This window comes from Ulvibacterium sp. (assembly GCF_965248315.1).
Classification (GTDB): Bacteria; Bacteroidota; Bacteroidia; order Flavobacteriales; family Flavobacteriaceae; genus Ulvibacterium.
The window spans coordinates 3,870,419-3,894,643 of the sequence record NZ_CBDFIX010000002.1 but is presented as its reverse complement, the minus strand read 5'-3'; the positions used below and the strand labels follow the sequence as shown (position 1 = coordinate 3,894,643).

The following is a 24,225-nucleotide window of genomic DNA, read 5'->3' as shown; positions in this document are numbered from 1 at the left end:
GGGTCGAATGGTTGAAGGACTAATACATTATCACTTAAAAGCCTTAGTTTATTATAATAGAGGACTGAAAATTTTGGCAGCCCCCTCTTTAAGCCGTTCGTTCAGAGGTCTTTTTTTAAATTCATTGTAATCAATTTGACTACTTATTTCACAGTCCCGGATAAAATCCTTTTTTAGCTCACATGCCATAGCCTTCCCATACGTCAAAACATTGATTTCATAGTTCTGCTCAAAACTTCTAACGTCCAGATTTGCGGTTCCTATGGAGGTCAACCGATCATCGGAAATAATGACCTTGCTATGTAGAAATCCCTCAGGGTAGAGATAGATTTTTACTCCCGCCCTTAACATATCCTCAAAGTAGGAGCGTACGCTCCATTTTACCAACAGACTATCCGATTTACTGGATAAAAGCAAACGCACATCTACGCCGGCCAGGGCACATACCTGTAACGCCTCCAATAGTGCTTCTCCAGGAACAATGTACGGGTTAATGATGTAAACATATTGCGTAGCTGAATTGACTATGGAAAAATAGAGCTGACGAATGGAAGCAAAATCCGAATCGGGCCCACTGGCAACAACTTGGGCAAAGGACTGGCCTACCGAAGTTTCCTCTAAAAAATGTTCTGCGGAAAAGACGTCCTCCTTCCCACTAGCAAAACACCAGTCCATGGCAAAGACCGCTTGCAAACTTCGGACCAAGGGACCTTTAATCATCAAATGTGTATCCAGCCACATGCCTAGATCAGGGTCGCCTTTTATGTATTTATCCGAAATATTAATTCCGCCTGTAAAACCTATCTTACCGTCCACTACCACAATTTTTCGATGATTTCTATAATTTAGGGAGGATAGAAATTTACCGAACCGCATAGGCAAAAAGCTGGCCACTTCTATTCCTGAACTTTCCAGTGATTGTATAAAGGCTCTGCTCAATTCCCAGCTTCCGAAACCATCATATAGAAAGCGTACTTTGATTCCTTCCTTTACCTTGCGCTTCAGTAATTGCAGAAAATTATCTGCCAATTCACCCTCTTCAAATATGTAGTATTGGATATGGATATACTTTTTTGCATTTTCCAAAGCATCAAAAATGGCCGCATATGTAGAAGGCCCATTCTTTAATGGAAAGAGGGCATTGCCAGCACTCGGGAGGAACTTTGAACTTTTGGTCAGAAGTTTTACCAATTTAACCTGCTCTCTTACATGCTCGGGGAGAACCTTTTCCTCATCCAATTTCCGATAGTAATTGTCAACTTTGTTGAGATATTTGGATATTCCGGGAGTCTTCTTTAATTCGAAAAACTTATTTTTTCTTTTATTCCTTCCCAGGACAAAGTAGAATAGGATACCGCCTACAGGAATGGTAAATATGGCCAATAACCAGGCTAGGGTCTTGGTAGGCCTGGCACCATTGACCAATAACCCCATAACCAGACCAATAGCTGTAATAAGATATAATACCACTAGTACGGTCAAAAACATAAAACCTCTAATTGGAAGGCGTTAAGGTAGACAATGCCGCGCATTAATGCCTATGATTATAGTCATTTTAGGGACGACATCGGCTAGAATAACTTTTCATAAATTAAGTGTAAGGTTTTTTGCAAAAAACCTACTTTTGTCCTAGGTAAATTTAAGATAAGGATTTTTGATTATGTCGGAGAAAATAGAAAGATTAAAAACGGTAATAATAGGTTCGGGGCCTGCGGGCTATACCGCCGCTATTTACGCGGCTAGGGCAGATTTAAAACCAGTAATGTATACAGGCATGGAACCTGGAGGGCAATTGACCACCACTACCGAAGTGGACAATTTTCCGGGATATCCCGAGGGTATAGATGGACCAACTATGATGGTCCAATTGCAACAACAAGCCGAGCGCTTTGGTACGGAGGTCCGCATTGGAATGGTCACTGCGGTGGAATTGAGCGACGAAACAGGGGGCATTCACAAATTAACCATAGATAGCGACAAGGTAATTGAAGCGGAAACCGTAATCATTTCTACAGGAGCTTCGGCCAAATACCTTAACCTTCCCAGCGAGCAGCGTTTACGAGGTGGAGGTGTTTCCGCCTGCGCGGTGTGTGATGGGTTCTTTTATAAAGGGCAGGATGTGGCCATTGTTGGGGGAGGTGACACCGCTGCCGAGGAGGCTTCCTATTTGGCCAATATCTGTAACAAGGTTACCATGTTGATACGAAAGGATCATATGAGGGCCTCCAAGGCCATGCAACATCGGGTAAATAGTTTAAAGAATATTGATGTTCGTTATAACACGGAAATCGATGAGGTTTTGGGCGACCAGGTTGTGGAAGGTCTTCGCATGGTAAACAACCAGACTGGAAGAAAGGAAGAAATAGCCATCACAGGTCTATTTATTGCCATAGGCCATACACCGAATACGGGTATTTTTAAAGGGCAATTGGATATGGACGAAACAGGTTATATCCTTACCAAAGGGAAATCTACCAAAACCAATAAACCTGGGGTTTTTGCTAGTGGTGATGCTCAGGACAAGGAGTATAGGCAGGCTGTAACTGCTGCAGGTACGGGTTGTATGGCAGCCTTGGATGCCGAGCGCTATCTGGCGACCGTCGAGACTCCGGAAGAAGTAGTTTAGGAATGTTCTATTTTGTAATTATAAAGCAAAGGCCGCTGTTATAAACAGCGGCCTTTGCAACTTTTTTGGACTTGGAATCAATCAATGCGTTGATAGTTTTCTGAAAACGTACGATTTCCGTCTTCATCGAAGGATATCTGGCTATAGGAGTTGGGATGTAATTGAAGTTCAAACTTGAACACTTCAATAGTATCCACAACACCCATCATTATCTTGGAGCCATATTCCAGGCGTTCTTGTAATGTATCCATGCTATTGCTATAGGTGCCAAACCCAAACCACTCGTTTGGATCGTCCGGAGAAAAGCGTGTCCACATTACTTTTCCTTTGCTATAGATTTTTACCTGCCTATATCCATTTACATTTGGAATGGTGTCGGATACGTTTATACCATCATAATTAAAACGGTTAATGAGTTCCCAAGTTCCTTCCAAAGAGGGTTCCGATTCTTGTTCGGATGTTGTCATGTGGGTAGCGGATACCAAGAACAACATCAAAAAAATTAAAGTGAGTAACTTTTTCATGGTTGTGTTCTTTAATGTTAGTGATTATTCAGTGTATCAAAAGTTACGAATTTTTTTGTTAAATTCATAATATCAATACCTTAATAATACGAAATCATCAACGTTTTAAAGAATGGAAAATCAACTGGATTTGTAGGCATTGATCAGGGCCGCCAAGCTCAAAACATCCTGTTTGGTATGATGGGCACTTAAAACGATCCTACTCTTTAACCCGGCATGTTCGTTTGGATAGTTAAAATCGGTTATAATAACACCTTGTTCATAGAGATAGTCCGTGAACGTGGAATCAGAATAACTAAAGGCCGGGTGTCCTTGCATGGAATTAAAGCGTTTCTTTTCCTTTAAAACATTTAAAAAAGAAGCTTTATTTTTTACAAGGGATTTTCTCTTAGCGGAATACAGTCCGCTGCTTTCCAGTAAGGTTGCCAGGTAGGCAGGGGCAGCCGGGCTGGCACCACCAAAAAATGGGGTCTTCATTAATTGTTCCATTCTGTAGTCCGTGCCGAATATTGCCCCGGCCTGTATGCCAAACCCCTTTCCCAAGGAGCAACAGACAATCAGTTCTTTGGGCTCCAAGGATTTTAGGATTCCGAAAACGCCGCCGCCATTGGATCCTACAACACCTATTCCATGGGAATCGTCGGCTATTAATATTACATGTTCCAAAGGAAGTTGTTTTAACCCTTCAAAATCTGGGTAGTGGGCTCCGGAAAAATCTATGGAATCCAACAGAACCACAGGAGTGCTTTTGCTTTTACCTTCTAAATGTTCACGAACGGCAATATTTAGCGAAGCGAAGGTTACCGCCTGTTTGATGTTGGTAGCCAAATGTAAAGCGGAGTGGGTGTTGGGTGCATAGAAGAGTTTATATTTTGAAGTATTGAAATATTGGGCTACGAATTGTCCTGCTAGATATCCTGAGGATAAAGTAACGCAGGTCTCACTGCCTGCAAGATAGGCTAGGTGTTCCTCTGCGTTTTTATAAATAGAAAAACGAATGTTGGAATTACGGGATGCACCATAATTAGTCCCATATTTTTTTATGTTCTTAATTAAAGTATCTTGGAATTTCTCATCCGTTTGCAAACCTAAATAGGAAGTCCCTCCAAAATAGAGATAGTTCTTGCCCTTTATGGTTATTTCTCGCCCGGGGAAGTTGTCAATATAATGTGCCATTACCTCAGGGTTATTCCGCTTCCGGGCAGGTCTGGGAAAACCACGTTTCCCCCTTCTTCAATTTTTATACCCTCGGCAATATCCTCTTTAAGCAGCAGGGCACCATCCATATCTACATAATCCAATTGTGGTAATAGTTGGGCTATGGCAGAAATGCCCACAGTAGATTCGGTCATACAGCCTACCATAGTCTTAAGCCCCATATCACGAGCTTTTTTCAACATCCGTAGGGCAGGGGTAAGGCCCCCGCACTTGGTCAATTTAATATTAATGCCATTGAAGTGAAGCGCACACTTTTCCACATCGGCTTCAACAATACAGCTTTCATCCGCTATCACGGGCAGGACACTTTTGTGTATAACCCTTTCCATACCCTCCCAATCGTCCGCCTTTAAGGGTTGTTCCAAAAATTCTACACCCAAATCCTTGAGCTGGGGAGCATTGTAAATGGTCTCTTCCGCTGTCCAAGCGCAATTGGCATCGATTCTAAAAATGGCGTCGGTATGCTTGCGGAGTTCCTTTACAATATGCACATCATTGTCAGTGCCTAATTTGATTTTATAAATAGGCCATGGCCGTTCCTTCATTTTGGCTACCATGGTATCAATTTCCGCAATACCTATGGTATAATTGGTAATGGGATAAGGTTCGGGTTTTGTTCCCCAAATTTCATATAATGGTTTTTCAAGTAGTTTTCCATAAAGGTCGTGTGCGGCCAGATCCAAGGCGCAAATGGAAAAATTGCTTAATTCTTTTTCTGTTAAGAATTGATGAAATTCCTGAGGTATTGTAAAATCAAAGGATTCGATTTCGTTTTTTATCCCTTCAATTTCCATCATCATACGCTCTACCGTAATTTGGTAGTAGGGATTGGAGGTCGCCTCACCGTAACCTATTTTTCCGTCCTTGTTTAAGGAAACGATCAGAGTATCCTGAAAATCATGGGATTCCCTGGAAATACTAAATGTATGTTTCAATCGTAGAACGAATTTTTTTAGCTCCAATCGCATCCAAAAGTTTTGTTGCTAAGATAAACAAACAGGACCTACTATAAAATGAAAACCCCGATGATATCACCGGGGTTGTTTGCGCTAGGTTGTTAAATTTAGTCCCGTTTGGTAATGCTACCGGATAAGTTTTTTTTGCTCTGCACGGAAGCCTGTCCGGAATAGGATATATTACCACCACTACTGGCATCCGCGGTAAGGGATTCCGACACGCTGACGCTTAGATTGCCACCACTACTTGCATCTGCATGGCAGGTTTTGGTATCCAATTGCTTGGCATTAATATTACCACCACTACTAACATCGATATAGGCAATATTAGCCTCTCCCAATAAATTGAGGTTAGCTCCGCTACTGGCATCTATATCCACGTCACCGACCACAAACTCCACATTTAGATTGGATCCGCTGCTGGAATCTATTTCCAGTTTATCTGTTTCCACAGTGTTTTTTGTATTTAAATGTGCTCCGCTAGAACTTTTTAAAGCAGTGACTTCAGGAAGGGAAACATATATTTTTTTTGTGGCCCTGCCTATGTTCTCTATGGCATGGACCCGCAGTCTTCCATTTTTGATATCCGTACCGATCAGGTCTATTACATTCTCATCGGCTTCTACCGTGATTTCAAAATCGTCCGCTTGGGTTACATATACATGTAGACCTTCGGATGCGGAAATTTCCGTAAAATCCTCCTTTACCTTACGGCTTTCTTCCACTACAATTCCGTTGCCTTTTTTCCCCGGTCCAAAATCCCCAAGGTTAATATCAAAGGCACAGGATGATAAAAAGAGCGTAACTAAAAATGCGATTGTAATTTTAACTAGTGTTGTCATGATTGTTGCTTTAGATTGATGTAAAATTCGTTCTTATGATGTATTGTTACCTATTTATTCTACTGAACTGTGCTATTAGCGTTCCAAACTGTCGTTAATAACGGTTGTACTAATCCTTTGTTATTGTTTTTTTTGTGGTGACCCCGTCTTCCTCAATTTTCATTTCAAAACTGTCTCCATTACCATCAATGTTAATATCCACCTTATCATTATCCCCATCACTTGCCTTCATTTTTACACCGTCCTCGTTGACTTTTAATTTGAAGGATTCCCCATCTTCCTCAATATTGATGTCTATGCCATCCCCATTGATAATTATTTTATTTTCACCATTTTCACTGGTTTCTTCGTTTAGCTCTTCGGGGCAGTCCAAACAGGTCAACTCCCCGTCTTGTAGCATTTTCCAGGTGTAGTCACTCATGTCACATCCATTTAGATCACGATCGTTGTCGGCCCTTAAGGTCCAACAACGACCGTTATCCTTTTCGTAATTGATGACAGTGCCAACAGGAAGAAAAAGCTCCACCCTTACCTCCTGGTCCATGAATTTGTTATCTCGGGCGGTGGTCAGGTAATTATCCAAAATAAGGTTGTTGCCCTCCATGCGATAGCTATATTGTATTTTTTCGGCTGTTTCCCTGGCCTCGTTAAAGGAAGACCCATTGGCCTCCTTACGCATTTTTAGTCGTATAACGGAGTCCTTGGATTTTTTTATGGTAAAACGCACATCCTCCGAAAGTAAGACTTCCTCGCCCTGATCATTATAGATGAGATGCATATCATCCATACGAATATGCCTTCCTTGATCTATAAGTTCTGAGGATAGAATGGCGATATTCAAAGTATCCGTGGGGTTTTCCATATAAAAGGTATCCTCTACCGTGGTGCTGCCAGAATAGGCGTGGGCTGCCGCCTGCCGTATCCCAAATATGATAAGCATGATTATCGAAATCAACCACAGCCCCAACAAGGTAAATTTGGCAACGTTTCCAATGGATTTTAAATTGGTAACCAAAATCTTAAGTCCCAAATAGAGCAAGAAGAAAAATGGAATGCCAATAGCAAAAAACACGAACAGGGACATGAGCCATACAGGGACACTGCTAGAGTTTACAATGTTGTAAAAGTCTATTCCAGGTATATTCACTACATCGGCGATACCAACTGTCAATAGGCCTATAAACAATCCGATAATGGTTGCCGCACCCACAATGATCAAGATGATCCCAATGAATTTCGCAATGATTTTAAAAAAGAAAAGAACAATGTCCCCAAGGGTATCAAAAAAAGTCTTCCCACTACTTTTTACTTGGTTCCCGACCTTTTCATAATCCACACTTTTTACCTTTTCCGTAACGTCTTCAAACCCCTCTTTTACCTTTCGTTCTATGTTACTGATATTGATAGCCTCGCCCCTCATATCCAATTTTTGTGCGGTACTGGCAGCTTCGGGTATCAATATCCACAACAAGCCATAGATAAGGATGAAACCTCCACCGGAACCTAGGGTAAGGAATATCCATAGGAGACGTATCCATAATGGATCAATCCCTAAATAATGTCCCAGACCAGAGGAAACACCTGCTACATATTTCTGTTCGGTATCACGATATAGCTTTTTTACGCGTCTGGGCTCGGTCTTGGGCCTTGGTTCGTCCTCAAAGATATCCTCGTCTACCATGTAGTCTTCGGGCTGCCCCATGATGGTAATGACCTCGTCTACTTGTGTTTGAGTAATGACCTGGCGCTCATTTTCCATTTTTTCTTGGAAAAGTTCGGCTATTCTTGCTTCGATATCGGCCAGAATTTCATCGCTTCCTGGTGTATTGGCAAAGGAACGTTTTATGGCCTCTAGATAACGTCGCATTTTGTTGTACGCATCTTCATCAATATGAAAAAGTATATTGGCGAGATTTATATTTACTGTCTTGTTCATTTTTTAATTGTTTTTTTTGTTGGTTACCAGATTAGTGGCCTTTCGCAATTCGTCCCATGTAGTATCCAGCTCCTTTAAGAACATTTTTCCGGTTTCTGTTAGCGTATAGTATTTTCGTGGCGGTCCGGAAGTAGATTCCTCCCAACGATAGTTGAGCAGCCCCGCATTCTTTAGACGGGTGAGCAAGGGATAGATGGTGCCTTCCACGACTAGCATTTTAGCATCCTTCAACGTCCCCAGAATTTCAGAGGCATACTTGTCCTTTCCATTGAGGATGGACAGTATGCAATACTCCAAAACCCCCTTGCGCATCTGTGCTTTTGTATTTTCTACGTTCATAATTTCTTTTTTCTTTTTATGCGACGCTTTCTTTTCTGTATTTGAAATTGTAGTCTGCATAGATTAACTGTTCGTTTTTTGACTGATGAATAAACATCCTAATTGATTTGATTGACGGTTAAACTCCTTTTTTAGGGTGTGATGAATACCCTTTGGTAATTCTTATTACATTGATTGATGGTCATAACTTAATTCTCGCTTTATCTTCCAAGCGTCCTGGTCCAAGATCCAAACATGGGTAAACTTTGCGATATCCCCTTTTTGGTACTCCTTGTTTTCGTTTAGAAATTCAAACCGATGCACACCGTGTTGAATGGCACCATACAGTTCACCTTCCTTGTAGAGCGGAAAAACCTCTAAGCTGTTTTCCAATAGTATTCTCTTCGCCGGTTGAGGATCATCAAAGTTTCTCTTTGTACAATTTTCCTCCATGGGTTTCAAGAAGTTGCCTTTACCAAAAGTGACTCCTACCTTATCGTGATAAAATTCAAAATCCTCGCTGAACAAACTAGCCATGGTCTCCGTATCACATTGGTTAAAGGCGGCATCAAATAAGATGCTATCCTTTTCCTTCAACGCTTGGAAAAGTTCCGACTCGCGATTTACTTGAGCACCGACCAAACTGTGTACAAGAAATAGGATAAAAAATATGATGTATTTTACGAGATATATCATTTTATGAAATTTATGGTTATGGGGTATTTAAAAGACTGCCCTTCATTGGTACGAATAGTCCCTAAGATGGTATATACAATATTGACGACAAAGAGGGCACCCTGTAACAATCCAACGGCACCTAAGGGCCAGATCCACCTTCCAAACCTAAAATTATCACTATCAAAATGGAAATTAAGGTTGTTGAGACTATTGAGACCATCAAAACCGAAATGGGAAAAATTGAAAAGGTCTGGAAGAAAGCCCACGAAAAAGGGGATACTTATTAAACCGGCCACAATGGAATACAGAAGCAAGCTTATTTGAAAGTTTAAGACCTGTTTTCCATTATAGTCTACAAATTCGTGCTCCTTCTTATTGGCCGTCCATAATACCAAAGGCAATATGAAGTTTCCAAAGGGAATAAAGAACTTGGAGAAGGTAGACGCATGTATAATTGCGGATAGATTTTTTTCGTGTTTGCTCAAAGTATTTTCCATCACCTATTATTTTCTTATGCAAATATATGGCCAAAAGAAGGTACTTTGCAAAACATAGTACTAATATTTAACAATAAATTAACAAATTTATTCTTGATTATTTTCAATACTTTTAAAGGAAAATTAGGGCACAATGGCAGTATCCACAGGCAAATTCAACACTTTTACGTTCTTCAAACTCCCATCTGCCTGGTGGTGTGGGGTTCGGTTGCGGTATATAGATAAAAATAAAGCAATTGTTACTGTACGGCATAGATGGTTCAACCAAAACCCGTTTAAAAGTATGTTTTGGGCCGTTCAGGGTATGGCGGCCGAACTGAGTACCGGTGCTATGGTCATTACCCAGATTCGGGAAAGCGGGCAAAGGATTTCCATGCTTGTGGCCAGTAACAAGGCCAACTTCTCAAAAAAGGCTACGGGCAAGATTACGTTTACTTGTGAAGACGGTCATTTGATAGGGGAGGCCCTCCTAAAAACCATCGAGACCGGTGAGGGCCAGACCTTTTGGATGAAATCCACAGGAGTTAATGAAGATGGTGTGGTGGTATCTACCTTTAGTTTTGAATGGACGGTGAAGCTTAAAATATGAATGGGGAGGAGATGCCCCCAAATTTTTGTACTAAAAAAGGCTTCGTTCATATGAATAAAATCCGTGTTGGTAGCTTTTGGGAATGCGAATGATTTAAGGTTGCGTATTTTAGTACAATGTTTTTGTTTTCCAAGGTATATGAAAAGTGGACATGGGAACGCATATCTCGCCATGTACTGTACTGGTGTGGTTGGTGGGGGTTTTATGCATTGGTAAACACCAATTCCTATTCAGATGGCAGTTATGCGGATTGGCTTTTAGTAGAACTTTTTGTACTTCCTGTAAAACTGACCATTACCTATTTTGTTATCTACTATCTGCTGCCGCGATTCTCTGCAAAGAGGCGCTATTTCTCGCTCTTGTTCTTAACCCTAACACTTTGTTTTCTTGGTGCCATGATACTTAGGACTATGGAAATATGTTCCCTTCATTCTTGGCTTTTGCTTTCCGGAGAATTGTGCTGTGCTTGGGGGAAGGCACCCTTTTTTGTCTATAAAATGGTCTATAAGGCCCTGGATTTATTGTTTGTGGTCTCCTTGGTGGCCATTATTAAATTTATCCAGCAGCAGATTGCCTATGAACGGAAGACCAAAAACTTGCTTACCCAAAAACTGGAGACCGAGCTGCAATTTTTAAAACACCAGTTACAGCCACATTTTCTTTTTAATACCTTAAACAATCTTTACGGTTTAATCCTGACCAAGAACCAAAAGGCCGGTGATATGGTGGTAAAGTTATCAGAAATCATGAGTTATATGCTCTACGAATCTAATGAAACCTTGGTACCCATAGAGGACGAATTGGCCAATTTGAAGAATTACATCGCCCTGGAAAAAATACGGTACGGCGATGAACTGCAAGTAGATTACAGAGTAACAGGTGAAACCAAAGATAAAAAAATCCCGCCTTTGGTTTTGATTTCCTTTGTTGAAAATGCCTTCAAACATGGGCCCTCTTCCAATTTGGAGACCAGTTGGATACGAATCTCGACAGAAATAACCGAGAAAAGGTTTTTGTTTATTGTTGAGAACAGTCTTTCATTGCCAAATCAGGGAGGGGAGGGGAATAGGTCCCAGGTTAATAGTGGTATTGGGCTGAACAATGTACGTAAGCGTCTAGATCTTATCTATGGATCGGACTATGGACTCCAGATTTCCCAAGGGGAGACCTATTTAATTGAACTTAGTATAAACTATACGTGAATGGAGAACATACGCTGCCTAATTTTGGATGATGAACCCATTGCCATTACGGTTATCGAGTCACACCTAAAGGAGTTTAAAGACCTTAAGGTGGTTGCAACTTGTAGAAATGCGTCTGAGGCTTTTGAAGTACTCCGTAAAGAAAAAATAGACCTCATTTTCCTGGATATTGAGATGCCCAAACTGGATGGCCTTTCCTTTCTAAAATCACTTAAGGATCCCCCGTTGGTTTTGATAACTACGGCCCATCGTAATTTTGCCTTGGACGGGTTTGAACTGGATGTGGTGGACTATCTGTTAAAACCCATTCCGTTAGATCGTTTGATGCAGGCGATAGGGAAGGTGAGGCGTTTGCTACGGGCGGACCAAGGGTATCATCCCAACGGAATTGACCCGCTGTCCTACATCTTTGTTAAGAGCGATCGGGAAAACGTAAAGATAAATTTGATGGATATTAGGTATATAGAAAGCCTAAAAAACCATGTAAAAATCGTTACCTCCCAGAAAAACCACATCACCATGGTGAGCATTGGCGAAATGCAGAATAAATTGCCTAAAAATCTTTTTGTTCGAATCCATAGGTCTTTCTTGGTCAATCTCAACCATATTCAAAACTATACCAACACCTATGTGGTTATTGACCGGAAATCCTTTCCGTTGGGCAATGTATACAAAAACGCCGTTTTGGAAGTATTGGATAAAAACAGGATTTAGCTCTATTTCCCGACCAGCCTATAATTTTGATATGTTGGTTCTACCTGTTCGTATAGCAAAAACGCCCATTGGGCATTTTAGATCCCGTCGAGGGGATTAAGATTCTAATTTAGATGTGAATCTAATGTATAATCTTAAAATCCTTTGACCATGGGAAAAATCAAAAAGATTTTCGGAATAATAACCACCATTAGTATCTTCATGTTTACCAGTGAAGCTTTTGCAGACCTTCCTTATGACAATTCAGATCCAAGGGTGCAACAACGCAACAATAAAGTAATGATGACCTTTTTCAATGAGGAAGAAGCGGTCTATACCGTGGAGATTTTTTCGTCTGATTATGAGTTGATCCGTAAGGAGGTGTTGGGAGATGCCGTAGTGGTAGGCAAAATTTTTGATTTTGGCTATTCCAAAAAGGATTTGTATCACATAAGAGTCTCTATGGGAAAAGAGATTTTGTTCCATAAAAGATTGCGCTTGGGAATTTATTAAAGACATATAAAGGTAAGCGGGTTCTTAACGACCATGTCTAAAAAACACTTCGAAAAATTATTAGCGTAATCTTCATGAAGTTTATTAAGCTAGGACATAACAAAGGCGGAACCCGCTTTTTTTATTAATCATTTCAGAAATCCGATTAGGAGCTCAAATCCTTTTCTCATTTGTCTGATCCACTGAAATTATCTTTCCGAATTTATAGTTTATCTACCTTCCCCCTTAACTCCCATAATGGTAATACTGATTTATCTCGTAATACCAGTCCAAATTTATTTTAGAGTATTGTTGTTTTCGATATTTTTGGTCTCGAAATACTGTAAGTAGAAGTTCAGTTGGGCATGTTCACCCATTACAAGACTATCCAATTGTAACAAATGAACGGTACCGCAGACTATTATTGCAACAGCAGTATTTGCTGGAACGGTCTATCCAAAGATGGCCTATGAACTCTAAAACAAAACTCAAAACAAAAAATGAACGCACACGAAATAGATTATGACATTTACGGGGAGGAAATGCAATATGTAGAAATTGAATTAGATCCCCAAGAAGCGGTAGTGGCCGAGGCCGGTAGCTTTATGATGATGGATTCAGATATTAAGATGGATACCATTTTTGGGGATGGCTCCAATCAGGATAGCGGGGTCTTGGGGAAATTGTTTTCCGCCGGAAAGCGATTGCTAACGGGCGAAAGTCTTTTTATGACCGCTTTTCTGAATGTTGGTCAAGGTAAAAAGCAAGTAAGCTTTGCGGCTCCTTATCCAGGTAAGATTGTGCCTATTGATCTTTCTGAAAAAGGTGGGAAATTCATCTGTCAAAAAGATGCTTTTCTCTGTGCCGCTAAAGGGGTATCCGTTGGGATAGAATTCTCCAAACGATTGGGTAGGGGGCTTTTTGGAGGAGAGGGCTTCATTATGCAAAAACTGGAAGGGGACGGAATGGCCTTTGTCCATGCTGGGGGAACCTTGGCACGAAAAGAGTTGGCCGCCGGTGAAGTCTTAAAGGTAGATACAGGCTGTATCGTCGGTTTTACACAAAACGTAGATTATGACATTCAGTTTGTAGGTGGGATCAAAAATACGGTATTTGGTGGCGAGGGACTTTTTTTTGCTACCCTACGCGGTCCCGGAACTGTTTATATACAGTCTCTGCCGTTCAGCCGATTGGCAGGAAGGGTTTTGGCTTCGGTTCCCAGAGGCGGAAAGGATAAGGGCGAAGGTAGTCTTTTAGGCGGTATTGGAGATTTGTTGGATGGGGATAATCGGTTTTAGGGAGACGGAAAGACAAAAGATGTAAGATATAAGACTTGAGATTTGAACAATGAACAATGAGCAATGAACAATAACAAGGTGTCATGCGTATTAAGACTAACCTGAACCTTAAACCTTAAACTTTAAACCTTAAACCTGACATCTAACTGCCCATGAACTTCAAAAACCTTATCCATTTTTTAACGGAGCTCAACAAAAACAATTCCAAGGAATGGATGGATGCCAATCGCAAATGGTACAAGGAAGTACGGGATGATTACATATCCTGGTTGGACAAGATGGATTTGGCCCTTGCAGCAATAGATGACCAGTATTATTCCACTCCAGGAAAGAAGGGCATCAATAGAATCAATAACAATTTGATGTTTCATCCCAATAAACCAATTTATAAAGATCATTTTGGAGCGGGACTGGATAAACGCCCCTACACGGGGGATTTTTACGTAGAAATCGGCATTGAGGAATCCATGTTAGCGGGTGGATTTTGGCGACCGGCCCCAAAGACGTTACGAAGTATTCGAGATGCTATTGATTATGACGGGGAAGAACTCAAAAAAATCCTCAATAAAAAGTCGTTTAAGGAAATCTTTGGTGATTTGGTCCTTGATGAAAAGCTAAAAAGTGCCCCTAAGGGATTCTCCAATGACCATCCCCATATAGACCTTTTGCGAAACAAGACTTTTGCGGTAATGCATTCGTTTTCCAATTCTGAGGTATTACAGGAAGATTTTGAACAAAAAGTGATTGGGACATATCAGGAAATGTTACCGTTCCGAAGATATTTGAATAAAGCGGTAACCGTCTAAAAAGGCTTTTTTGAATCTCAAAAATTTATTGCCCTGGGACCTTGAATTTCGTCTCCTTGGCATCCACCACAAGTACCCAGTCATTTCCTTTCCCCGAAGTTGGCGGAGTAATTACAACGCTTTCCTTTCTTGCCAGTATTTCACCTTCAAATGCGTTTCCGGTTCTTGGATCATACCACCAAGTTTTTAAAGTATCCGTACTGAGCTTGCTAAAATTCAGCTCCGTTTCCTTGCCCGTTGGAAAATAGATCATTGCGTAAGTTCCATCACTATCCCGAGTGGCGATTACGTAGTCTTCCGTCTCCTCCTGGTTCCCAACCACCATTTCTTGATCGGGGATACGACTAAGGAAGGGACGTGATAGCATTAAATTTTTTAAGTGCTTGGCCTGGGTGGCCATGGGTAAGTCCAGTGCTTCGGGCCAGGGGCGCAGAGGACCATTGATTCCTTCTTTATCCAATTTGAACATTTGCCAAACATCATGGCATCCATAGGTCTGTCCAAAGGCTCCGGCAAAAACGTTCCAATACATTATTCGGCGTATATCCCGGGCAGCGCTATAACCTAACTCTTTGGCGTTAAAACAATTGGGATGATCTTCGTAAAGCGGTTCTCCATCCAATACAGGCTTGGTTGGACTCAGATTGTAATCATGTGTTATATGTTTATAGGTACCTTTATTGGCACAATGTCCGGTTTGGTGCATATTAAAATCCAACCATGCATCTTGATGGAACCAAGTGGAAGAACCACCCAGCTCCGTAGGTTGCGGATGGAAGCTCATCAGCACATTTTCATTGCCCCCGGCAGCTTCCACAATGCCTTGCGCCATTTGCCGCCAAACAATCACATCATTGGAGCCCTTTCGCGGATTTCGATCACCGCCTACGATCCAAATGATATTATCAAAATCTTCATATCGATTCGCAATCCATTTACCGAATATCTTAGCATTGTCCGTGGTAAAGACTTCTGGTCCCACGCCCCAACTTTCCGTAAAGAGTTTGTCGCCCCAGGTAGGTAATAAGGCGATGTAAATTCCTAAAGAATCCGCTTTTCGTATAACGTAATCCACATGTTGAAAATATTGGTCATTGGGAGTTTTTGGATCATTGTTCACCAAGGGTGTCTCGCCATAAGGATTGGGTACGTTGAGTCCATCAATTTCTGCTAGCGCTACGGCCTGTATTACATTAAAACCTTGTTCCGCCCTTTTTTCCAGGTACATATTCGCCTCTTTCCGATCACATCTGTGGAATAGTTCCCAGGCTGTATCCGCCAACCAAAAGAAGGGTGCCCCATCCTCTGTTACCAAATAGCGGTTATTTTCACTTACTTTCAGTTTTTGCGCCTCGAGTTCGATCGTATGGAGAAGTACAATTCCAATAAAAAGAAATACGACTCTTCTATGCATGATTACGTTTTTTGGTTGAACATAGGACAAATGTAAACCATATAAGGAGTAAATCGATTCCAGTATCTGGTCAAGATTTGACAAAAAGGTAATTAAGGTCTATCAAAAAATGACGCCTTTTCGAAGATATTAAAATGGAACGATTTTCGTTTAATGTGCATGTCAAGAACTTCAAATAAAATTGTGGCAATATTGGCTAAACCTTCGGTAAGAGCATAATTTTTTGCAATCGGCACCTGATAAGACATTAAAATTTATTTTTGTAGACATTGGGGCAGTTCCCTAAGAATATCGAAAAGGAGCTCCGATGCCGAACTATTTAATCCAGATTGTTTATTGTGAACGATTCCCAGATTTTTTTGAACATTCAAAAACACATAGACCTAACAACTGAGGAAAGGGATTGGATAAGTGCTGTTTTAGAACTGAGTGACGTTCCAAAGAAAGAACGGGTAGTGGAGCAGGGCCGGATATGCAGAAAGCTGTATTTTGTGGAATCGGGAAGCCTAAGGGCTTACAATTCAAACAAACAAGGCAAGGAATCTACCATTATGTTCGCAGTACGGGATTGGTGGATTACCGATATGTATTCTTTCATAAATCAAAAACCGGCCCTATTATCTCTGGAAACGCTAGAGGATAGTCGTTTGTATTCATTGGATTTCCTCGCTTTGGAGCAACTTTTAACGAAAATACCCAAGCTGGAGCGCTTTTTTAGGATTCTGTTCCAAAAAGCCTATGTTAGGGAACAACTTAGGGTACTCGATGCGATATCGCGGACCACGGAGGATAGATACGCCCGTTTTGTTACAAAGTATCCTCAAATTACCTCAAAAGTGACCCAAAAACAAATAGCCTCCTATCTTGGTGTTACACCAGAGTTTTTAAGTAGTGTAAAGAAATAAAGAGTCTCTTAAACTATCTTAAGCTTTTATTGATCGGAATTTATTTTCTTTACCAAAACAGAAAATGATGATGATCTTAATAGCGGGGCCTTACGCAAGCAATACGGGGAATGACCCTGCGTTGATCCAAAAAAACATGGACAAACTAGAGTCGATGGCATTGCCCATATTTCGAAAGGGACATATTCCCATGATTGGTGAATGGGTAGCCAACCCCCTAATGAGATTAGCGGGTTCCACCAAAATAGGGGATGCCATATTTACGGAGATTCAATATCCAACGGCACATCGGTTGTTGCATAAATGTGACGCAGTCCTAAGGATTCAAGGAGAATCAAAAGGAGCGGACCAGGATGTGGAAATCGCAAAAGAATTGGGACTTCGTATTTATTATAATTTAAAGGACATACCGGATGCAGAATGACGGGATTCGCAATATTAAAAAAGAGCTGCTATCGGACAATTGGTATACGCTCAACAAATTTACCTATGAATACCAAAAACCGGACGGCAGTTGGGAAACCCAATATCGCGAAGCCTATGACCGGGGCAATGGTGCCGCTATATTGTTGTATAACCAAAAGAAAGGTACCGTAATCCTAACACGCCAATTTCGTATGCCCACTTATGTAAATGGGAATAGTAGTGGGATGATGATCGAAGTCTGTGCCGGCCTTTTGGATGGTGAAAACCCGGAGGATTGCATTAAAAAAGAAGTACAGGAGGAAACAGGGTATAAAGTGGATAATATACGGAAGGTTTTTGAATCCTACATGTCTCCCGGTTCGGTGACCGAGATCCTTTATTTTTTTATTGCCGAATATGAGGATGGAATGAAGGTAAGTGATGGTGGTGGTGTAGATGAGGAGACCGAAAATATTGAAGTCCTGGAATATTCTTTTGAAAAAGCATTGCGTATGATGCAGACTGGGGAAATCAAGGATGCGAAGACTATTATGCTGTTGCAATATGCCCAGATCAATGCGTTATTTTCCTAAGGAATTCCCGACTATTGTGTGGTGAGGTCGATTAAAAAAATAGCTTTTGGTGGCGGATGCCATTGGTGCACGGAGGCCGTGTTTCAGTCATTAAAGGGTGTAGCAAAGGTAGAACAGGGATTTGTAGCTTCGGAGGCCGGAAATGAAACTTTTTCGGAGGCGGTTATTGTTTCTTTTTTCCCTGACGAAATTGCGTTAAAGGACTTGGTGCTTATCCATTTGTTTACCCATGAAAGTACGGCGAACCATTCCTTTAGAAGTAAATATCGATCTGCAATTTATACGATAGATCCTGGAGATAAAGAGAAGCTGGAAAGTATGTGGAGCGAGTTCCAGGTCCAATTCAAAGAGAAGCTGATTACAAAGATACTTCCATTTAAGGCCTTCCATCCTTCGGACGAAATGTTTCGCAGCTATTACTATTCGAACCCAGCCAAACCTTTTTGTAAGAAATATATCGACCCAAAATTGAGATTACTTCGGGAAAAATTTTCAAGACAGGTGGTTCCGGAAAGGATGCCTTAATAGGTATCCCTGATAGTTTCAAAAATAGACTGCATTCTTTTTTTTACTTCTGAAGAAGGAACTCTAAAGTGATTGTTCATAAAGCTAAAAATCAAGGTTTTGCCTGATTTGGTCAAAAGGTACCCACTTACACAATGGTTGTTTCCCAGACTACCGGTTTTCGCATAGATATAGGGCTCGGGGTCTCCTGGATACCAGTTTTCCAATGTACCGGAAACGCCTCCGGCAGGGAACAAACTGAACAATCTTTGCCTTGGGACACGCTGGTACATTAGGTGAAGTACATGTACCAGTGATTGTGGCGTAAAAAGGTTGTATCGGGAAAGTCCTGATCCATCAACCCATCTAGGGGGTTGTTTTAAGTCGATCAACAAGCTGTCCAAAACAAAGTTACGGACCTTGTCCGTGTTTAGCGTGTCGGATAAGGTAGAGGAAGCTAGAACAAGCAATTGTTCGGCCAGAAAATTATCGCTGTCCATCATCATTTTGGCATAAATGGAATCGGATGGCATACTATATAGGATGTTTTTTTTCCCTTTGATCGGATTATGGGTAATGGAAACCTTTCTCTTCAGTGCATCCTCCAAAAGATTTCGAATCAGGGTACTATCCAACTTCAATGGAATTTCTACGGTATCCCTTCTTGAGGGATTAAAATAAAACAGGTTTTCGTTTTCTTCCCGTTGCAGGGCATAATCAATTGGAATTACCTTGTCCATGAAAAGGGCAGGGGATACCTGAAGACCATCATTTTCGTAAACCGTAAGTACATTACCATAGATGGGGAGTGAACTACGTTCGGCGGAATAGTACCATTGATAATCGCCCCAGGCCCAACCAGGTCCAAAACGTTCTTCCAGGATATTGTTTAGGTAAAGGGAAATGATATCGTATTTTTTAAGAAAATTTAGGGCCGTACTGTCTTTAAAATAGGGATGTAAAAAAGAAGGATCTCCTGTGCCTTCCACAAACAGCGTGTCGTTGTTGACATTATATTTTAGGGAAGGGATGCTATCCGGCAATAGCCGTAAGGAGGTAAACAGCGTATAAATTTTTGTATTGCTTGCGGGGGTAAAATATTTGGCACTATTATGAGAAAAAATGGTATCTCTTTTTTTGGGGTCTAAAACAAAGAATCCGGTAAAGTGATTTTCAAATAGCTCTGAGTCAAGAACTGGGCGAACATTGTTTTGAACTATTTTTTGAGAACTGGTGCAGCCTAGTAAAACAATTACAATGAGGCCTATAGACACTATCTTTTTCATAGCCATCCAAGATAAGGATATTATGCAAAATGGGTCGTCTATACTGTTTTAACAAGAAATTATCTAATTTTTAACTGCGCGGTACAATAAAAACCTCACTTTTCTTGTTAAATTTGAGAATACGATCTAATCTCTAAAAACATTTAGGAATATGGCAAGAGCTATGCTGGAGTACTCTAAAACTGTACTCAGAAAGGTTAGTTTTGATGCGAAACTCTTCCTCAAGGAGTTAAAAAAGGCAGTCACCAGATTACTGCCCGAGGAAATTGAGGAACTAAAACTCTGGTTAAAACAATTTGTAACGGATAAGCCCGAGCTTCAAGAAGGGCTTCTTTATCTAAGAGCATAATTCAAAACCACCTTTAGGTGGTTTTTTTATTCAGCTTACCGTAATTTTTCATCTTCTACAAAAAACTCCATTAAAAGATTCTTGCGCTATAGACAGTTTTCTTGTTAGGATAATTCCGCATTGTACAGGTGCTTGTTTGTACAGGTAGGTCTAAAGGATAAATAGGCTATTTGTTCAAGGGACTTACAATTTTCACATCCTGAAACGCAATAGCCCCTCTAACGATACCGGAAATCACATCGCGAATCGCTTCGGTAATCTGGATTTTGAGTTCATTTTTGTGATAGATCAAACTCACCTCCCTTGCCGGTGGCGGATTGTCGAAATATTTAAGATTTTGTTTTTTCTTTTCATCCAGTTCCAAGGTGTTCAAATAGGGTAGAAGCGTCATTCCCAACCCTTCATTGGAGAGGTTTATTAAGGTCTCAAAACTACCACTTTGCAGTTGAAAATGTTCGTCCGTAAAACTTTTTGGGGCATTACATAGGTTAATGACCCCATCCCGAAAACAATGACCATCCTTTAACAAAAGCACATCCGTAATATCCAGGTCTTCGGGATTTATTTTTTTTGCCTTGGCCAATCTATGATTTTTGGGTATGTAGCCCACAAAAGGTTCATAATATAAGGGTCGCTCTTTTATAAACTCGGTTGCCAATGGTGTTGCCGCGATTCCGGCATCCAAATGACCATCTTGGATATTTTGGATAAGTTGTTCCGTACTTTGCTCCCGAATAATAAGATTCACTTTGGAATACTTATTTATGAAAGTCTTTAAAAACATAGGCAAAAGCGTAGGCATAATGGTAGGAATGATGCCCAAAGTAAAATCTCCCCCGATAAACCCTTTTTCTTGATCAACGATATCCTTGATTCGTTCGGCCTCGTTTACAATGTTCTTAGCCTGGGCCACGATTTTTTTACCTACCTCTGTAATAGAGATGGGCTTTTTCTTGCGATCAAATATCAATACATCCAGTTCATCCTCCAACTTCTGTACCTGCATACTTAAAGTGGGTTGGGTAACAAAGCTTTTTTCTGCGGCCAAAGTGAAATTCTGATACTCGGCAACTGCCAGAACATATTGTAATTGGGTAATGGTCATGAGCTATAATTTTATAATATAAAATTATAAAAACTATTGATAAAATCTATACTAAAGCCTTCTTTTTATACATTAATTTTATACTAAATTAAAAAACCTAGAAATATGAAACTAAATAGTATTGGGCTAAATGCCGATAAATCAAAAGAGTTGAGCAATGACCTTAACACCTTATTAGCCAATTTTCAACGATATTATCAAAACCTTAGAGGGATACATTGGAACGTAAAAGGAAAGGGTTTTTTTGATCTTCACGTAAAATTCGAGGAACTGTACACGGATGCAAATGCAAAGGTAGATATGGTCGCGGAGCGGATTTTGACCCTAGGTGGAATTCCGCAACATACCTTTGAGGACTATATTCAAAATTCCCAAGTTCCTGTTGGCAGAAATATTACAAAGGATGAGAATGCCATTCGATTGATAGTGGACTCCCTTAAGGAATTGCTTATCATTGAAAGAAGGATTCTCGATGCTTCGGACGAAGCCAATGATGAAGGCACTAATGCCATGATGAGTGATTTTATTACCGAACAAGAGAAAACGGTTTGGATGATGAAGGCCTGGTTGGCAGAGGAAATATAACCTAAATCCGGAATCTTCTAACCAAAGGTTAAAACGAAAACAATAGAACCTCCCCTCTGTACAGGGGAGGTTTTACAGGATACTTCAATTTAAAATCGGCACTACTGAATTGTCGATTTCCACTACTGAATTGTTTCCTTATTTTTTAATTTTCATTCCACCCCTTAAAACCAACGGTTCGGTAAAAGGGTTTGGGAAAGCCTGTTGTGCCTTCTCAAATTTGTTTCATCAAATCCTAAATGATGAAACAATTCATTCTAAGCACCGTGTTTATTTTTTCTACGCTACTCCCGGCACAGACCATCGTTTCTGGAACAGTTATGGACAACAGGGATCAACCCATTACTGGAGCCAATGTGTATTTGGAAGGTACCTATGATGGTGCTTCCACCAATGAAAGTGGAGAATTCAATTTCGAGACAACCGAAACAGGAACCCATAATCTTATTATTTCCATAATGGGCTATGAAACTTTTATGCAAGCAGCCGATGTTTCCTACTTTCAAGATCTAAAAATCACATTACAGGAGGCCATTAACCAATTGACCGGGGTTACCCTCACAGCCGGCACCTTTGAAGCAGGAGACAACTCCAAGGTATCGGTATTAAAACCCTTGGATATCGTTACAACGGCCGGTGCTGCAGGGGATTTTGTGGGAGCCTTGCAAACTTTGCCGGGAACATCCACTGTCAATGAGGATGGCCGTTTGTTCGTCCGAGGAGGATCGGCAAACGAGACACAGGTCTTCATTGATGGACTTCGCGTGTTTCAACCCTTTAATGCGACTGCAAACAATGTGCCTACCAGAGGCCGATTTTCCCCGTTTCTGTTCAAGGGAATTACGTTTAGTACCGGTGGATACTCCGCTGAATACGGTCAGGCACTTTCCAGTGTGCTGCTTCTGAATACTACCGATGTCCCCGATCAAGAAAAGACGGATATTGCAGTGATGTCGGTCGGTGGGGGATTGGGCCATACCGAAATCTGGGGCAATGAATCCTTGAGTATAAACACCTCTTACATTAACCTATCACCCTACCAGGCTCTTATTCCGGACGATCAAGGTGTCCGATGGAACGATCCGTACACATCATTATCCGGGGAGGCCGTTTTTAGGAGCAAGGGGGATAATAACATTTTTAAGCTCTACACTGGGTTTAACCATGCCAATTTGGACATAGATCAAGAAGATATCAATTTTGAGGATTTTGTTCGTTTTCGCCTTCGAAACAACAACTTGTATTTTAATAGTACCTACAAACACTTTTTTGATAATGCCTGGACGCTATCCACAGGTGCCAGTATCTCATGGGACACCAATGCAATTGGTATAATTGATGATGCTATCGATACCAAGGAAACGGCCTCTCACATAAAACTGAAATTGAATAAAAACTTCAGTTCAAAATTTCAATTGAATTTTGGAACAGAGTACTTTTTGACCGACTATGAAGATACCTTTACCGGACAGGATGGTTTTGTTTTTACTAGTGGTTATTCCGATAATCTGGCAGCACTATTCTCCGAGGCCGATATTTTCTTTAGTAATCGTTTTGCCCTGAAGCTGGGGGCGCGGGCGGAATATTCCGATGTATTGAACGACTTTAACCTGGCCCCACGTATTTCATTGGCCTACAAAAGCAGCGAAAAAGGTCAGTTCTCATTGGCCTATGGTGATTTTTATCAGAATCCAATAGCGGATTATTTACGGTTTGACCAGGAACTTTTGAGCGAAAAAACCTCACATTATATTTTAAACTATCAATATTTGGGTGATGGAAAGACTTTTAGGGCCGAAGCTTTTTATAAGGATTATGATAATCTGGTAAAGTTTGATACGGAGCTTGCCCAATTCAATTCCAGTTTCAATAACCAAGGGAAGGGATACGCAGCAGGATTGGATGTGTTTTGGAGAGATAACAAAAGCGTAAAATATCTGGATTATTGGATTTCCTATTCTTACTTGGATACTGAAAGGGATTTTCAAAATTTCCCTGAAAGGGCAACACCAAATTTTGCGGCCAAACACAATTTCTCAGTGGTGACTAAATACTGGGTGGACAAATGGCGCTCTCAAGTTGGACTCTCTTATACCCATGCCTCCGGTCGTCCGTATGATAATCCTAATACCCCAGAATTCATGGGTGAAAAAACCAAGGAATTCAATAATCTAAGTTTCAATTGGGCCTATTTGATTTCACAACAGAAAATCCTGTATTTCTCCGTCAACAATGTATTGGGTTTCAATAATATTAATGGATACCAATATGCGGACTCGCCGAACATGGATGGTGTTTTTGACCGTCGTACCATTCGTCCACCCGCGGACACCTTCTTTTTTGTCGGCTTCTTTTGGACTATCAGCACCGATAAAAAGAGCAACCAACTGGATAATTTATAGCC

Annotated in this window: 26 protein-coding genes; 14 read left to right on the top strand and 12 right to left on the bottom strand. The window is 40.9% G+C overall.

Annotation, left to right across the window (positions count from 1 at the left end):
* Positions 1-51: 51 nt before the first annotated feature.
* Positions 52-1,488, bottom strand: coding sequence for a cardiolipin synthase (gene cls / locus ACP2AF_RS18400; RefSeq protein ID WP_425237606.1), 1,437 nt, complete (start codon positions 1,486-1,488; stop codon positions 52-54).
* A gap of 172 nt (positions 1,489-1,660) precedes the next feature.
* On the opposite strand from cls, the gene trxB reads away from it, so the two are divergent.
* Positions 1,661-2,626, top strand: coding sequence for a thioredoxin-disulfide reductase (gene trxB, locus ACP2AF_RS18395; RefSeq protein WP_425237605.1), 966 nt, complete (start codon positions 1,661-1,663; stop codon positions 2,624-2,626).
* Positions 2,627-2,703: 77 nt separating this feature from the next.
* Here the strand turns inward: trxB and ACP2AF_RS18390 are convergent, their stop codons facing one another.
* The 8 genes from ACP2AF_RS18390 to ACP2AF_RS18355 all read right to left on the bottom strand — a co-directional run bounded on the left by ACP2AF_RS18390 (position 2,704) and on the right by ACP2AF_RS18355 (position 9,595).
* Complete coding sequence (locus ACP2AF_RS18390) at positions 2,704-3,150, bottom strand: hypothetical protein (protein ID WP_425237604.1); 447 nt, start codon at positions 3,148-3,150, stop codon at positions 2,704-2,706.
* 120 nt (positions 3,151-3,270) lie between these two features.
* On the bottom strand, positions 3,271-4,326 hold the full coding sequence (locus tag ACP2AF_RS18385) for a pyridoxal phosphate-dependent aminotransferase family protein (protein ID WP_425237603.1): 1,056 nt from the start codon (positions 4,324-4,326) through the stop codon (positions 3,271-3,273).
* Positions 4,326-5,336, bottom strand: coding sequence for a dipeptide epimerase (locus tag ACP2AF_RS18380; protein ID WP_425237602.1), 1,011 nt, complete (start codon positions 5,334-5,336; stop codon positions 4,326-4,328). Before ACP2AF_RS18380 ends, ACP2AF_RS18385 begins: the two co-directional genes overlap by 1 nt.
* Before the next feature lie 95 nt (positions 5,337-5,431).
* Positions 5,432-6,166 carry a head GIN domain-containing protein gene (locus tag ACP2AF_RS18375; RefSeq protein ID WP_425237601.1) on the bottom strand — a complete coding sequence of 245 codons (735 nt, stop codon included), beginning with the start codon at positions 6,164-6,166 and terminating at the stop codon, positions 5,432-5,434.
* Positions 6,167-6,275: 109 nt separating this feature from the next.
* Positions 6,276-8,102: a PspC domain-containing protein gene (locus ACP2AF_RS18370; RefSeq protein ID WP_425237600.1), complete on the bottom strand. Its 1,827-nt coding sequence runs from the start codon at positions 8,100-8,102 to the stop codon at positions 6,276-6,278.
* A 3-nt stretch (positions 8,103-8,105) separates the two neighbouring features.
* Complete coding sequence (locus ACP2AF_RS18365; protein ID WP_120712061.1) at positions 8,106-8,441, bottom strand: PadR family transcriptional regulator; 336 nt, start codon at positions 8,439-8,441, stop codon at positions 8,106-8,108.
* A 165-nt stretch (positions 8,442-8,606) separates the two neighbouring features.
* Positions 8,607-9,116, bottom strand: coding sequence for a nuclear transport factor 2 family protein (locus tag ACP2AF_RS18360; RefSeq protein ID WP_425237599.1), 510 nt, complete (start codon positions 9,114-9,116; stop codon positions 8,607-8,609).
* Positions 9,113-9,595 carry a DUF4870 domain-containing protein gene (locus tag ACP2AF_RS18355; RefSeq protein WP_425237598.1) on the bottom strand — a complete coding sequence of 161 codons (483 nt, stop codon included), beginning with the start codon at positions 9,593-9,595 and terminating at the stop codon, positions 9,113-9,115. Before ACP2AF_RS18355 ends, ACP2AF_RS18360 begins: the two co-directional genes overlap by 4 nt.
* A gap of 133 nt (positions 9,596-9,728) precedes the next feature.
* Here ACP2AF_RS18355 and ACP2AF_RS18350 point away from each other — a divergent pair, with 133 nt between their 5' ends.
* The 6 genes from ACP2AF_RS18350 (at position 9,729) to ACP2AF_RS18325 (ending at position 14,675) form a co-directional block, all read left to right on the top strand.
* The gene (locus ACP2AF_RS18350; RefSeq protein ID WP_425237597.1) at positions 9,729-10,184 is read left to right on the top strand and encodes a DUF4442 domain-containing protein; all 456 of its coding nucleotides are present in this window, start codon (positions 9,729-9,731) and stop codon (positions 10,182-10,184) included.
* 116 nt (positions 10,185-10,300) lie between these two features.
* Positions 10,301-11,386 carry a sensor histidine kinase gene (locus tag ACP2AF_RS18345; protein ID WP_425237596.1) on the top strand — a complete coding sequence of 362 codons (1,086 nt, stop codon included), beginning with the start codon at positions 10,301-10,303 and terminating at the stop codon, positions 11,384-11,386.
* Positions 11,387-12,100, top strand: a complete 714-nt coding sequence (locus ACP2AF_RS18340; RefSeq protein WP_425237595.1) for a LytR/AlgR family response regulator transcription factor — start codon at positions 11,387-11,389, stop codon at positions 12,098-12,100.
* 150 nt (positions 12,101-12,250) lie between these two features.
* Positions 12,251-12,592, top strand: a complete 342-nt coding sequence (locus ACP2AF_RS18335) for a hypothetical protein (protein ID WP_425237594.1) — start codon at positions 12,251-12,253, stop codon at positions 12,590-12,592.
* A 479-nt stretch (positions 12,593-13,071) separates the two neighbouring features.
* Entirely contained in the window at positions 13,072-13,869 is a 798-nt protein-coding gene (locus ACP2AF_RS18330; RefSeq protein WP_425237593.1) for a TIGR00266 family protein, read from the top strand.
* 152 nt (positions 13,870-14,021) lie between these two features.
* Complete coding sequence (locus ACP2AF_RS18325) at positions 14,022-14,675, top strand: DUF2461 domain-containing protein (RefSeq protein ID WP_425237592.1); 654 nt, start codon at positions 14,022-14,024, stop codon at positions 14,673-14,675.
* Between the two features lie 25 nt (positions 14,676-14,700).
* On the opposite strand, the gene ACP2AF_RS18320 is transcribed toward ACP2AF_RS18325, so the two are convergent.
* The gene (locus tag ACP2AF_RS18320; RefSeq protein ID WP_425237591.1) at positions 14,701-16,089 is read right to left on the bottom strand and encodes a glycoside hydrolase family 140 protein; all 1,389 of its coding nucleotides are present in this window, start codon (positions 16,087-16,089) and stop codon (positions 14,701-14,703) included.
* A 338-nt stretch (positions 16,090-16,427) separates the two neighbouring features.
* Here ACP2AF_RS18320 and ACP2AF_RS18315 point away from each other — a divergent pair, with 338 nt between their 5' ends.
* The 4 genes from ACP2AF_RS18315 to ACP2AF_RS18300 all read left to right on the top strand — a co-directional run bounded on the left by ACP2AF_RS18315 (position 16,428) and on the right by ACP2AF_RS18300 (position 18,517).
* The gene (locus tag ACP2AF_RS18315) at positions 16,428-16,994 is read left to right on the top strand and encodes a Crp/Fnr family transcriptional regulator (RefSeq protein ID WP_425237590.1); all 567 of its coding nucleotides are present in this window, start codon (positions 16,428-16,430) and stop codon (positions 16,992-16,994) included.
* A 67-nt stretch (positions 16,995-17,061) separates the two neighbouring features.
* Complete coding sequence (locus ACP2AF_RS18310) at positions 17,062-17,418, top strand: DUF4406 domain-containing protein (protein WP_425237589.1); 357 nt, start codon at positions 17,062-17,064, stop codon at positions 17,416-17,418.
* On the top strand, positions 17,408-17,992 hold the full coding sequence (nudK, locus tag ACP2AF_RS18305) for a GDP-mannose pyrophosphatase NudK (protein WP_425237588.1): 585 nt from the start codon (positions 17,408-17,410) through the stop codon (positions 17,990-17,992). The genes ACP2AF_RS18310 and nudK overlap by 11 nt, the downstream gene beginning before the upstream one ends.
* A 21-nt stretch (positions 17,993-18,013) precedes the next feature.
* Entirely contained in the window at positions 18,014-18,517 is a 504-nt protein-coding gene (locus ACP2AF_RS18300; RefSeq protein WP_425237587.1) for a peptide-methionine (S)-S-oxide reductase, read from the top strand.
* Here ACP2AF_RS18300 and ACP2AF_RS18295 read toward each other — a convergent pair.
* On the bottom strand, positions 18,514-19,782 hold the full coding sequence (locus tag ACP2AF_RS18295; RefSeq protein WP_425237586.1) for a D-alanyl-D-alanine carboxypeptidase/D-alanyl-D-alanine-endopeptidase: 1,269 nt from the start codon (positions 19,780-19,782) through the stop codon (positions 18,514-18,516). The two genes, ACP2AF_RS18300 and ACP2AF_RS18295, sit on opposite strands and share 4 nt — an antisense overlap.
* A 151-nt stretch (positions 19,783-19,933) precedes the next feature.
* Here ACP2AF_RS18295 and ACP2AF_RS18290 point away from each other — a divergent pair, with 151 nt between their 5' ends.
* Positions 19,934-20,131, top strand: coding sequence for a hypothetical protein (locus ACP2AF_RS18290; protein ID WP_120711857.1), 198 nt, complete (start codon positions 19,934-19,936; stop codon positions 20,129-20,131).
* A 166-nt stretch (positions 20,132-20,297) separates the two neighbouring features.
* On the opposite strand, the gene ACP2AF_RS18285 is transcribed toward ACP2AF_RS18290, so the two are convergent.
* Positions 20,298-21,236, bottom strand: a complete 939-nt coding sequence (locus tag ACP2AF_RS18285) for a LysR substrate-binding domain-containing protein (RefSeq protein ID WP_425237585.1) — start codon at positions 21,234-21,236, stop codon at positions 20,298-20,300.
* A 105-nt stretch (positions 21,237-21,341) separates the two neighbouring features.
* Here ACP2AF_RS18285 and ACP2AF_RS18280 point away from each other — a divergent pair, with 105 nt between their 5' ends.
* On the top strand, positions 21,342-21,821 hold the full coding sequence (locus tag ACP2AF_RS18280; protein WP_425237584.1) for a Dps family protein: 480 nt from the start codon (positions 21,342-21,344) through the stop codon (positions 21,819-21,821).
* A 242-nt stretch (positions 21,822-22,063) separates the two neighbouring features.
* The gene (locus ACP2AF_RS18275; RefSeq protein ID WP_425237583.1) at positions 22,064-24,223 is read left to right on the top strand and encodes a TonB-dependent receptor; all 2,160 of its coding nucleotides are present in this window, start codon (positions 22,064-22,066) and stop codon (positions 24,221-24,223) included.
* Positions 24,224-24,225 lie beyond the last annotated feature (2 nt).